This window comes from Sunxiuqinia sp. A32, from assembly GCF_052690465.1.
Genome location: NZ_JBQYLI010000032.1, coordinates 1 through 14,450 on the forward strand (window position 1 = coordinate 1; position 14,450 = coordinate 14,450).

The 14,450-nt window shown below is 39.2% G+C and carries 3 protein-coding genes; all 3 read right to left on the reverse strand.

The features are described from left to right. Positions 1 to 5,375, reverse strand: a 5,375-nt coding sequence (locus ACUNWD_RS20330; protein ID WP_445589706.1) for an IgGFc-binding protein, incomplete at its 3' end; no start/stop codon positions are given. Positions 5,376 to 5,692: 317 nt separating this feature from the next. Beyond that, a complete protein-coding gene (locus ACUNWD_RS20335) occupies positions 5,693 to 6,649 on the reverse strand; it encodes a PorP/SprF family type IX secretion system membrane protein (protein ID WP_445589707.1) in 957 nt (318 codons plus the stop codon). A 13-nt stretch (positions 6,650 to 6,662) separates the two neighbouring features. Beyond that, positions 6,663 to 14,441: an Ig-like domain-containing protein gene (locus tag ACUNWD_RS20340; protein ID WP_445589708.1), complete on the reverse strand. Its 7,779-nt coding sequence runs from the start codon at positions 14,439 to 14,441 to the stop codon at positions 6,663 to 6,665. Between the last annotated feature and the right edge of the window lie 9 nt (positions 14,442 to 14,450).

Below are 14,450 nucleotides of genomic sequence, written 5' to 3' on the forward strand. Positions count from 1 at the left end.
TCAAGCTGGCAGTTATCTGAAGCAGTACCTCCCTGCAGGATGAAGTCATCCAGGGTAGTTACCGCAGGAGGCACGAGCGTGTCGTAATAAACGGTTGTATCGGGCAGACAGTTAATCAGTGGATCAATGTTGTCATCCACAGAAACCCGATTTGTAAGTTGCACTTTATTACCGCACGAATCGGATACTTCATAGGTCCTTTCAACAATGAGTGAGCAGGAGTCACCATTAGAAACCTCATCAACCAAGACAAATGTTGTTGTGTCAATTCCGCAGTCACTTGTTGCACTTCCTCCATTATCAATCAGTTCCTGGAAAGAAGATATTGGAGCCGGGAGTTCATCAATACAATCAAGGATTTCATCATTTGGATCGGTAACTGTTATTTCAGGTGCAATGAGCGTAATGATGTGTTCACATGAAGACTGATTGCCACAAATATCAGAGATTTGATAAGTCCTTTTGATATATCCATTATCACCAACAACCTCTGTCACCTCTGTCAATAAAGTGAAAGACAGGGAGTCTAATTCACAATTGTCAGATGCTGATCCACCTTTAGCAATAAACTGATTTAAATCGAATGCTGGTAGCGGTACATCAAAGCCATAAAATAATGATGTGTCTGATATACAGGTTAAAGATGGAGGTATGATGTCGTTTATAATAATCTGCTGTTCTACTGTTATCTGATTGTTGCAATTGTCAGTTATTGAGTATGTTCTTATTATTGTCTCTGGACAAGAATTTCCATCTGATACTTCAGACACAAAAGCTACAATTGGATTCGCTGTACAGTTATCATTTACATCTGTAACTACTGAAATATCTGGTGCTGGTACATCACTGGCACATTCAACAAGAATAGGGGCAGGGGTACTTGCAGTAGGAGGAACATCATCTAAAACAGTGATGGTTTGCTCTACAAAAATTTCATTGCCACATTCGTCCGATATAGAATAGGTTCGAATAATTGTCTCAGGGCAGGTGTTGCCATCAGAAATTTCAGAAACGAATGCAATGATAGGATTTGCTGAACAATTATCTGCAGCATCACCTACTTCCGCAATGTCAGGTAATGGGATTTCATCAATACATTGTACAGTGATCGGTAATAGTGGATTACTGGCAGTGGGTGGAATCGTATCAATAACTGTGATGATTTGGGATTCAGTATATTCATTTGAACATTCGTCAGTTACCGTCCATGTGCGAGTTAAAGTGTAACTATTGGCACAAATGCCATCAGTTCTTAATTCCGAGAAAATAACTGTTGGAGGGAGACCACAATTACTTTGCCCAATGATATCTACTCCAATTGTAGCAGGAGCTGGCACAGCATCGCAAACCACGGTTGTGTCGTTGGGAATTCCTGATAAGGTTGGAATTATGGTATTATCGATAACAATGGTTTGTTCAAAAGTGCTACTTACGCCACAGAGGTTCGAAATTTCATAGGTTCTGGTGATTGTTTCCGGACACGTATTTCCATCACTTACATCAGAAACAAAAGCAAAACTGGACTCATCCAAACCACTACATTCATCAGATGTTGTTCCACCGTCAGCAATAAATTCGGATAAATCGTTATAAATTGGCACTTCACTAATGTCACAAACTGCGATTAGTGAGTCAACACCCATGATTTCTGGTGCTTCTCCACATATATAAAAACTAACACAAACTGCTTGGGTAAATCCATATTCGTCAGAAAGAAGAATTGTAATTGTGTCGTTTCCAGTATAACCAGCCTGAGGAACATAAGTAAAACAACTGCTATTTGGTTGGATTGCGTAAGAACCCGTATGAGCGCTTCCAACAATCGATGTTATAAATTGATTTCCTGAACAGCTTGATGAAGTGATACAATGGTCGTATGGCACACTTGCACAAACTGTATCGGCAAAATAATTATAGGTTGGCAAAGAAGTAACCGGATCATAAACAATGATCTTATCTTTGAAACTAGTAAGGAATCCGAAAGTTCCGCCAGTCGCATTTCCTACAAATTGGGAAGCATTCAATAATTCATCACTTTGGAGTACATTATAGTCCTGAATAGCGGAATTGTCGAAAGTCACAGTTGACCATCCGGATAATCCGGGTATTGATTCCGCTGTTGAATAATCGGTATAAGGATTACCATTCAATGTCAATGAGCCAAGTCCCTGATTTGGTAATAATGCTGTGATAATATTCGATGTCGAATTTGGAAACTTAAAAAATTCAACGAAATTGTCACCACGACAACCGTCAATTGGGGCAGCAATTGCCATTCCAATTTCTCCATTGTTTTGAATACTTCCAAATTGATAGACGTAAGCAGGTTTGCTTGTTTTTATATAATGTCTCGAATAATCAGGCCCGGGCATGTTGTAGGTATAGAATTCTCCTGGATTAATTGTTGCGACTGGTGTACTACTTCCATCAATGTAAATTTGAGTAAGGCTGGTAACACCAACAATAACCGCATAATTAGAAGTACTTGGATTATCATCGTCTACTCCTCTTGTAACTACATAATCTGTTCCAATTCCACAAGTTGGAATTAGTTGATCAGCTCCTGCATCCAGCCCATTTCCAATGCATTTTTGAGAATGTTGTGAACCACTTATTACTGCAATCGATTTATCTGAAGTTATTAATGATCCTGTAACAGTCTGATTGTTATCATCATCAATTATTAAGTAGGTCTCACCTGCATTTAAGGTTATCGAAAGTGTTGCCCCAACACCCTTCATATCTGCTTTTAAATCAAAGTCAACGGTTGTATTGTCTTCAATTGCCATTACAGATATAAAATGGTTTTCGCGTTTAGAAGTATTTGGGGTTCCACACAAATTTGTCTGACTTCCTGCTCTAAATCTTGTTCCCAATGCCTGTTCTCCTTTTATGGTTACAAGCATCATATTATTATCTGCGGAGATTCTGTAAAGAACCTGAATTGGCTGATCAGATTCAATAATCAAGCCCCGATCATTTTCAATCGTGTTATAATTTGGTGTTTGAATAATATCATGAGTGAGAGGAATTACTTCAGCTGTTCCTTGAGTAACAGTAAGAGTTTGATTGAAAGATGCTCCATCTGCAGTTTTTATAGTAACATTGGCGCTGCCAAATGGAGTTGAAATAACCAAGCTTGATGGATCAGTATATGATAATCCACCTCCAATAGTAGGGTCCATTTGCCATACAGGTGGAATGTAATAATACTGAATATTGTCACATGTAAGATTTACATTGGTTGTTGTGCACGGACAATCCGGATCTTCGGCATCAATTAGTCCATCCCCGTCATCATCAACACCGTTTCCACAATATTCGCAAATAACTGTAATTATTTGGCTTAAGCTGGTTGAATTATTACAATCATCAACAGCAGTCCATGTGCGGGTTACCTGATAATTTACGGTAGTGTACGTGTTGTCAAAAGTTTGAGTGCTTGTCTCTGAAAATGTTATAACCACACTGGTGTCGCAATTATCCGTTGCTGTTATATCTGCGTAAATAATCGGTGGGTCTTCCGGTGCTACACATTCAAGTGTAATGTCCGAAGGAATGCCAGTTAAAACGGGTGGTTCAATATCCTGATTAATGATTTGATGCTCAATAGTGCCTTGATTTCCACACCAGTCTTCAATTGCGTAAGTACGGGTGGTCACAATTGGACAGCCGGAAGTGGTAACAGAATCACCAATTAAAGCGAAACTTGCCGGATTAATGCCGCAGTTATCATTGGTTGTTCCTCCAGCTGCAATAAATTCTTCCAAAGTTGTGTAAGGAGGAATGTCTGACGCCAAGCAGCTGTTGCTTGTGATTGGAGCTGGTGCAGTTAAAACGGGAGCTATTGTGTCTGTGCGGGTGATGATGGCATCACAATAAGCTTCGTTGCCACAATCATCCCAAAGTTTGTAAGCCTGACTAATGATTTCGGGACAACTTCCACCGTCAGAAACCGAACTGATAAGTTGAATATTTGCATCGTTGATTGTACAAGGGAAATCCGTTTGTCCGCCAGCTGCAATAAAATCGGAAATCGTTGTCAGCTCGAAATTCTCATTTGGGCAAACGGATGCAGTTGCACATTGGGGGAGACAGTCAGTTAAAGTTACGGTCCAGCTATCATCATAAGAACAACCCGCCGAATCAATAGCAGTAATTGTATAAGTGATGTCATTTGTTAAAACAACCCTGAATTTTGTTGGATCTGTATCGCTAATAATTCCGGTGGATGGAGTCCATGTGTAAGTATTTCCATCGGGTAAATCAACATCAATTGTATCATCAACACATGTAACACGATCAGGTATATCAAAGACAGGAAGAGGTAAAATTGTGACATCAAAATTTAATGTGTCTGAACTACAATCAAGAGGACTGCCATAATCAACAGCAACAACGGAATAAGAACCAGGCTCTGCGGGGACGTAGTTATCTGTTGTTGATACAAGGTTTCCGGTTGCATTATAATCGTCATACCATTCATATGTGTAAGTAGGTGATATGGGCGTGGCAGTTGCGACCAATGTGTTGGGAGAACCATCACAGAAAGTCAACAAATCTTCGTCAATGTCCACAATAACTTCTGGATAAACATCAACTACAACTGTATCACAAATGTTGAATATTGCGCCACAAACTGGATCAATCACATCTCCACAAACCTCATACAAAATTTGAGATGGTGCCGAATCATCCGGCGTAAATATTGTTGAAAGGCATCCACTAGTACAGGATAAGTATTTGTTATAAGCTCCACCACCAGTAATATCGTTCCAGGATACAGTAGATTCACTAACCCCAGAAATTTCCAGGCTACCGTTACACACTATCCTTGTGGATAAAGTATCTGGAACGATGATGCCCGGCATTGACTTGATGGTGTATATATTTTTGTTCGCACCTGGCTTACAGAAAGTCACTTCATAGACTTGTCCTCCGGGAAGACAGATACCTTCACCAACTTGTGTTTGAGGACCACAGTCAACCTGATAAAATAAGGCTCCTGGTGGAATTGCTCCAAATTCAATGTCGAATACCAGACCAACAGCTTTTTCATCTAAAATAACTGTAAAGGAGATACATCTGTCCGGATGTTCCGTGCCACAGCAATTACCCTCTCTGGAAATATATGATGAATACCATAAACTGTCTGCATCCCCTGTCATGTCAACAAAGAAATGGGGAACGTTTGCGTCACACGATGGATTGGGATTGGGCGGGGGAGCTTCCTCATTATTTAAAGTAGTTATTTGAATCAAATTCTCAGGAATGGCTTTTCCACTATTCGAATTATTTCCAAATGAAGGATTTTGTGCTGACCAACCGAAAACAGCGAATAAAAAAAATGTCCCTATAAGGTAGAATTTGCTCATTAATTTTTGTTTTAACGTTTTTCACCAAGACCGATGAATCGCAATTTTATCAACCTATAGAGATTTTGGTATTTTCTTATTTCTTCAGGCACCTGTACTATATACCCCTAACTCATAAAATACCCTAAAGAAAATTTTGAAAGTGCCTGTTAATTCTTTCAAATAAAAATCTACTCACCTTTTTATTGCAAAAATTGCGAAATGGTTACCCTGATTTTTGAAAAAAGTTTTTAAAAATTACACTATCAAGATATAAGATATTGATTTATAGTTTGGAATCTTTTTAAAATAGTTGTCAGAGAATTTTTAACAATATTCTAGAAATAATGCTTCCTGGTGTAGGGACGTTTATAGATATCATATTCATAAACAACTCGGAATTCATGTGTTCCCAATTGGTATTTACGGATGTCCTTACCGAAGGGGTATTCAATTGCGTATCCAAACTGTAGGTTTTTAAGAAAAACAAATTGCACCATTGCCGCAGCCGTCTGGTTGGTTCTGTACATTCCACCAATCCAGAATTTGTCATAAAAAAGAACATTTGCAGCAAAGTCAGCTTGAACTCTTCCTCTGCGAATTCCTTTTACCATAAATGTTGGTTTAAATCGAATCTGGCGTTGACGGCCAAACAGATATCCTCCCATTAAATATGCATATCGGAGTTCTGCTAAAGTTGAATAATTATTTCGGTTGGCTTTGAACTTACTCTCCAGAATTTGAGGAATAGATAAACTAATGTAATAATCCCGCGAATAAACTAAGGCTCCAACCCCCCAGTTTGGCATGAAATTAATATCGGCATCATCCTGAAAATTAGGGTCGGGGACACCATCTGGAAACAATTCATAGTCGGTAAGTATATTATCAAAATTAATAAAGCCAGCTTTTAATCCATATCGTAGGTATGTTTTCCAATCTAAACGAACTTCAAATGCGTAATCAAAAGTCACACTCAATCGTTTCTCATATCCAATTCGGTCATCAATAATATTAAGCCCTATGCCATTGGGCTTATTCTTGACAGGCTTGTACATTACGATAGAATTTGTGAGAGGAGCTTTATTATGTCCCACGTAATGTTGCCGAGTAAAAACCTGAAAGCCCATCCGGTCCCACATACCAGCATAGGCAGGGTTCACCGTTTGCATACTGTTCATGTATTGTGTGAAAACCGGGTCAGTTTGTGAAAAAGAGTGAGTGATGCAAATGAGCATGATCACTAGCAATGATAATATTTTGGGAGAATATATATTTTTAAAACAATGTTTCATATATAGGGCATACTTAATAAGAGACCATCACAAATCCTCGTTCCAGTTTTCCATTTCCTTTGTCTAGAATGTATAGATATACTTCAGGTTCTACTTTATGCATCGTGTTTAAATGATTTCTAGTTGTCTCTCCGTTCCACCAACTATCTTCATAGCTACCCCAGAATTCTCTGTTCCCATAGTGGTCTTTTTCGTAAACCATGTTTCCATAACGGTCGAAAATCATCAAACGTGCATTTGTATATTTTTCCATACAGTAAATTTGGAAATAATCATGAATACCATCGCCATCAGGTGAGAATCCTTCCGGAATGAACATTTCACATTCTCCTCGATAATCCAAATATTCTGGGTGACCATCATAGTCCAGATCATCATCGAAATATACACCATTATTATTCAAATCTTCTTCTATTGTTGGGATATCATCATCGTCATCATCGGTATCCCTCCAGTCTCTGATTCCGTCACTGTCAAAGTCTTGCAGGTGAGGATTCGTTCCAAATGCATTATCCAGATCATTTTCATTAAATCCACCAAAGAAATGATCAAATGCGTCATCAAGACCATCACCATCATCATCAAATCCTTCCGGCAATATTTCGGCTATACCTTTTGCTGCAATATCGTAACCTTCAATATTATCTGGAACACCATCATTATCTGTATCCAGATCCAGGTAATCAGGCTGACCATCACGATCAGTATCGGTAGGATCAATACCTAATCTGTCAGTTTCATAAATATCATCTAATCCGTTCCTGTTTTCGTCATACCCACTAGGATTGATGTGATTACCTTCTGCTTGCGCTTCAATGTTGTCAGGGATACCATCATTATCCGAATCAATATCAAGACTGTCCGGTATTCCATCTCCATCTGAATCTCTGTTCATGTCTCCTTCTACTACATCAATGATACCATCATTGTCATCGTCAATATCGATTGTGTCCGCAATGTTGTCGCAATCAAAGTCCGTAAATATATAAATGTAAACGATAGCCGTATCACATTTTGGGAAGTAATTATCATCGCAAATTTCGTAGATGAACCAATCCTGTCCGCTAATACCTCTCTCAAATTCGTAACGGAAGTCACCGTTGTCAAATAAGGTCACATTTCCAAGGAATGGATTTGTTATTGGATCGGTATTAATAATAATTTCATCACCATCAGGATCATAATCGTTGACCAATAAATACTCGTTAATTGGGTAACATCCTGCTTCATATCTGTCCATATTTGCTACTGGTGGATTATTTGGTGGAAGTACTTCCACCGTTACTCTTGCAGTATCGCATAACGGATAACAAGGAATACCTTCATCACAAATAATATAAGTGAATTCATCGAAGCCTACGTAGGTTGCATCCGAAGTGTACACAAATTCGTTGTTACTGTTTATGGTGACTGATCCATGTGCCGGTGCAGTAAGAACGGCCAATGATGAAGGAACGAGCGCATCATTATCCGAATCGTTGTCAAGTACAGGAATGTCGATTGGGATTGCGGTAACAGTTACGAATCCATCATCATCATTCGCGACAGGTGGCTCATTATCCAGCACAACAGTTACAATTGCAATACACTCACTGCGATTGTTATTGACATCAATAATAGTAACAGTTACCGGGGTGTCACCCACATCTTCACAGCCAAATTCTGTTTTACTAAGCATCACGGTGTCAATCCCACAATTATCCCAGTAATCACTGGAAATCATACTTGCATCTAATTTGAAGTATTCAGAAGCATCGAGCGTAATCGTATAATCGTTGCAAGTCAAGGTTGGCCTGATGGTGTCATGCACGGTTACTTTGAAGTCACAACTATCTGCCAATCCGTGAACATCGTAAACGATTATATTTTCATTATTGATACCTACTTCAGCACATGCAAAATTGGTTCGACTAACGATTACAGTGTCGATTCCGCAATTATCTTCCAGCTTAGTTATTACGTTGTTAATATTAAAATCAGTTTCTCCATTTTCATCCACATACAAGTCAATATCCTGGCAGGTAATTACTGGAGGATATTCATCCGTGATGGTAATTACTGCCTGACAACTATCAACATTTCCACTTTCATCCACAACAATCAATGTTCCTGTGACAGATTCTCCAACCAATGAGCAATCAAACTGCATTGGAGTAAACGAGATATCCAGATTTTCAAATTCAGTACAATTATCTGAAACATCCTGAGCAATAGTGTCAATATTCACCTGTGTCAATTCATAAACACCATTCTCGTTAATACTAATCGTTATATCATGACAAACAGCGACAGGAGGAGTTGTGTCTTCAATGATAATATTCATTGTATCCAACCCAATGTTGTCACAGTGGTCGTAGATTGCATAAATGCGCTCAATTATTCTTTGGTTTCCATTTGTAATGATGTTTTCTTCATATAGTTCGAACGAAGACTGGTCATAGCCCAAATTATCCGAAACACGTCCACCTGCAGCATAGAATTCTCCATAATCAACATACGCATTGATGATTGTATCGCATTCAGCATGAATATCATCAGGAGCAACAACGATTGGACCTTCTGTGTCATTTAATGCAGGTTCATAAATCCAGGTTGTGAGATTTTTTTGACATCCACCATCCTTATCAATTACGGTCACACTATAACTGCCAGCAGCAAGATTACTGAGATTTTGAGTAGTTTCTCCATTACTCCACATGATATCATAATTTCCTGATCCACCGTTTATATAGAGAACAATCTTACCACTATTGTCACCTTTACAATCTACATTGTGGGTGACCGTGCTTAGCTGAAGATCAGTAACGTCTACATTAAGTGTTGCAATTGAATCACAGCCCGCAGTACTTGTCAGATTAGCAGTGTATGTTCCAGAACTTGTAATTAATGTTCCGTTCCAATTGTATGGAAGGTCATAACTGCAGACATAAATGTTTTCTACTGAACTTACAGATGGAGCTACTGTTAAATCAAGAATTGCGATTGAATCACAACCAGCTACATTCGTTAATGTATCTTTATATATGCCAGATGTTGTGATGCTTTGTCCATTCCATGCGTACGGTATTTCTGAATCACATATTTGAAGAATAACTGTATTGGTAATTATTGGAGCAATACTTAAATTAAGTGTTGCCGTAGAATCACAACCAGCACTATTTGTGAGCGTTGCCTCATAGGTTCCTTCCGCACTAATACTTATTCCATTCCAGTTATATGGAAGTTGAGCATCACATACTTCGATGTTTGTTGTACTAGCGGTCTCAAGTTTTATATTCAGGTTAAGTGTTTCAGTAGAATCACAACCGGCTGCATTCATTGTTGAATAAGTGAAAGTGCCACCGGTGTAATAATCATTTCCATTCCAATTATAAGGTAATTCAGATTGACAAACAGATACATTAACTACACTTGTTGATCCTTCTAGCACAGTTAGGTATAAGGTTGCAGTAGAGTCGCATCCATTACTTGTTAATGTGTCAAATACATAAGTACCGGAAGTGTTATAATCAATATCATTCCAAACGAATGGAAGTTCAGAAGAACAAATTGAGACTATTGAATCACTATTTACCGCTGGTGCAATTTCTAAATTAAGAACGATTATTGAATCACAACCGGCAATATTCGTAAGAGTATCTGAATAGGTGCCTTCAGAATTAATAGATAATCCATTCCAGCTGTATGGAAGATCTGCATTACAAACCTGAACGTAATCGGCATAAACTAATTCCGGTGCTATTGAGAAGTTTAATGTTACTATTGAATCACAACCTGCCATCGTTGCCAATGTATCAATATAAACACCTGCAGTGTCAATTGAGTAAGAATTCCACTCGTATGGGAGTTGTGCTGTACAAACCTGAATGTCTTCAGTTGTTTGTACTTCCGGGAATACTGTAAGATTTAAGGTTGCAATAGAGTCACATCCCGCGATGTTCGTTAAGCTATCGGTGAATGATCCAGCTGCATTAATTATATGACCATTCCAATCATAAGGCAGAGCCGCTTCACAAATCTCAATAAATTCTTCACTTCTTATTTCAGGAGATATGGTAAGGGTTAATGTTACAATTGAATCACAACCAGCAACATTAGTCAGTGTATCAATATAAACTCCAGCAGTGTCAATGACCAGAGAATTCCAGGTTAATGGAAGTTGTGCCTGGCAGATTTCTATATTTTCAGTTTCAGTAATCTCTGGAATAATTGTCAATTCCAATGTCGCAACGGAATCGCATCCGGTAACGTTCGTTAGAGTGTCAGTATAGGTACCGTTTATAATATAGTCAACTCCATTCCAAACAAATGGCAGGTCAGTCTCGCAGATGGTTGTATCTGTTACGCTAACAGAAACTGGGTTCACCGTTAAGTTGAGCGTCATTACCGAATCACAACCAAATGTGTTGGCGATGGTATCGTTGAATGAACCTGATGCAATATAATCGATTCCGTTCCAAACAAATGGTAAATCAGTTTCACAAATGGTCGTGTCAATTACGCTGGCAGTTTCCGGGTTGACAAACAAGTTCAGGGTGATGATGGAATCACAACCAAATGAACTGATTAGTGTATCGCTATAAGCTCCTGTTGTATTGTAATCAACACCGTTCCAGATGAATGGTAATTCACTGTCACAAACGGTAGTGTCAATAGTCGTTGTAAGTTCCGGCAATACGGTCAAATCAACAGTCACAATTGAATCACAGCCCAATGCATTTGTTAAGGTGTCGGTATAAATACCAGTAGTATCAATCACCAGAGAATTCCAGTTGAATGGAACCTGTGAACTGCAAATTTCCAAGGTGGTTGTTTCTATCGTTTCAGGATTGACAGACAGGTTCAGTGTCATTACTGAATCGCAGCCAAATACATTGTCAATGGTATCATTGTATGTTCCTGCGATAGGATAGTCAACACCATTCCAGGCAAATGGCAGTTCTGATTCGCAGATAGTTGTATCGGTTACGCTAACAGAAGCTGGGTTCACCGTTAAGTTGAGCGTCATTACCGAATCACAACCAAATGTGTTGGCGATGGTATCGTTGAATGTACCTGATGCAATATAATCGACTCCGTTCCAAACGAATGGTAAATCAGTTTCACAAATGGTCGTGTCAATTACGCTGGCAGTTTCCGGGTTGATAAACAGATTCAGGGTAATAATGGAATCACAACCAAATGAACTGATTAGTGTATCGCTATAAACTCCGGCTGCACTGTAATCTACACCGTTCCAGTTGAATGGCAACTCACTGTCACAGATGGTAGTATCAATAGTCGTTGTAAGTTCTGGCAATACGGTCAAATCAACAGTCACAATTGAATCACAGCCCAATGCATTTGTTAAGGTGTCGGTATAAATACCAGTAGTATCAATCACCAGAGAATTCCAGTTGAATGGAACCTGTGAACTGCAAATTTCCAAGGTGGTTGTTTCTATCGTTTCAGGATTGACAAACAGGTTCAGTGTCATTACTGAATCGCAGCCAAATACATTGTCAATGGTATCATTGTATGTTCCTGCGACAGGATAGTCAACACCATTCCATACAAATGGAAGATCCGATTCGCAGATGGTTGTATCGGTTACACTCACAGAAGTTGGGTTTACTGTCAGGTTGAGCGTCATTACTGAGTCACAACCGAATGAGTTTGTAATAGTATCGTTGAATGAACCTGATGAAATATAATCAATTCCGTTCCAAATGAATGGTAAATCAGTTTCACAAATGGTCGTGTCAATTACGCTGGCAGTTTCCGGGTTGACAAACAAGTTCAGGGTGATGATGGAATCACAACCAAATGAACTGATTAGTGTATCGCTATAAACTCCGGCTGCACTGTAATCTACACCGCTCCAGTTGAATGGTAATTCACTGTCACAGATGGTGGTGTCAATTACTGTTGTAAGTTCAGGCAATACGGTCAAATCAACTGTGACAATTGAATCACAGCCCAATGCATTTGTCAGGGTGTCGGTATAAATACCAGTAGTATCAATCACCAGAGAATTCCAGTTAAATGGAACCTGCGAACTGCAAATTTCCAAGGTGGTTGTTTCTACCGTTTCAGGGTTAACAAACAGGTTGAGTGTCATTACAGAATCGCAGCCAAACACATTGTTAATGGTGTCATTGTAAGTTCCGGCGATAGGATAGTCAACACCATTCCATGCGAATGGCAGATCAGCCTCGCAGATGGTTGTATCGGTTACGCTAACAGAAGCTGGGTTCACCGTTAAGTTGAGCGTCATTACCGAATCACAACCAAATGAGTTGGCGATAGTATCGTTGAATGAACCTGAAGTGATATAGTCGATTCCGTTCCAAACGAATGGTAAATCAGTTTCACAAATGGTCGTGTCAATTACACTGGCAGTTTCTGGGTTGACAAGCAAGTTGAGAGTCATTACCGAATCACAACCCATTGCGTTGTCAATAGTATCGTTGAATGAACCTGATTCTATATAGTCCACTCCATTCCAAGCGAACGGTAGGTCAGATTCACAAATTGTTGTGTCAATTACGCTGAATGTCGTAGGGGTGATACTTAAATTAAGAGTCATGACCGAGTCGCAACCCATTGTGTTGTTAATAGTATCATTAAATGAACCTGAAGTGATATAGTCGATTCCATTCCAAACAAATGGAAGATCAGCTTCACAAATTGTTGTATCAATTACGCTCAGTGTGGTTGGATTGATTGTAAGGTTCAGAGTCATTACCGAATCACAACCAAATTCATTATCAATGGTGTCGTTGTATGTTCCTGCAGCAGAATAGTCAATTCCATTCCAAACGAATGGCAGGTCAAGCTCACAAATAGTAGTATCAGTTATGCTGACAGAAGTTGGGTTTACTGTTAGGTTGAGCGTCATTACTGAATCACAGCCGAATATGTTCGCAATAGTATCGTTGTATGCACCAGATGTTATATAGTCAATTCCGTTCCAAACGAATGGTAAGTCGGTTTCACAAATGGTAGTGTCTGTAATGCTTGTGGTAATTGGTAAAATTGACAGGTTAAGTGTTAGAATAGAGTCACAGCCAAATGCACTAACTAGTGTGTCTTGATAAACACCTGTTGAGTCGTAATCTGCACTTAACCATGTAAATGGAAGATCACTTTCGCAAATCGTAGTATCGAGTGTGCTGCTTAGAGACTCAATCGGGATCAGGGTGATATTTACCGTGCTAATTGCTGTTGTACAAGTTGCACTACTTCCTTCTCCTTCAGCTGACATTGTTAAGACTACACTTCCAGCCAAAACATCATTTGGGCCAGGGGTATAAACTGGTTGAAGAATTGTATCATTATTAAATGTTCCGTCACCACCGATCCATAAAATGTGACTATAGTTGGCTGCTGTGGCCTCAAATAATTCAACACTATCTTCCGGACAGATAATTTGAGGATTACCTGCAAATGCATCCGGTTGCTCGAATACAATAATTTCGCCCGCTTGAATGGTATCACATCCGTAAATGGAAGTTTGAATTGATGAAAGGGTGAAAGCTCCTGTATTATCCCAGCTTATTGAGACCTCACTTCCGTATTTTGTACCGCCATTAATTGTATCCGGTTCGCTGAATGGTGTTCCCACGATATTGGTCTCATTACCTAAAGAATCCGTTAACATCCATTCATAGATTGAACCTTCCTCTCCATCAATACGATAATATCTTTCGGCTCCAATACATACTTCATCGATGACATAGCTTTCCTGTGCGGTCACCGTTGCGGTAACTGCCAGCAGCATAATCATCCATATGTATTTAAAAACCTTCATTTAATGTTC

What these genes read in the sequence shown, in the direction of transcription:
- ACUNWD_RS20335 (WP_445589707.1), bottom strand. Translation starts at nt 6,649, where the DNA reads ATGAAACATTGTTTTAAAAATATATATTCTCCCAAAATATTATCATTG.
- ACUNWD_RS20340 (WP_445589708.1), bottom strand. Translation starts at nt 14,441, where the DNA reads ATGAAGGTTTTTAAATACATATGGATGATTATGCTGCTGGCAGTTACC.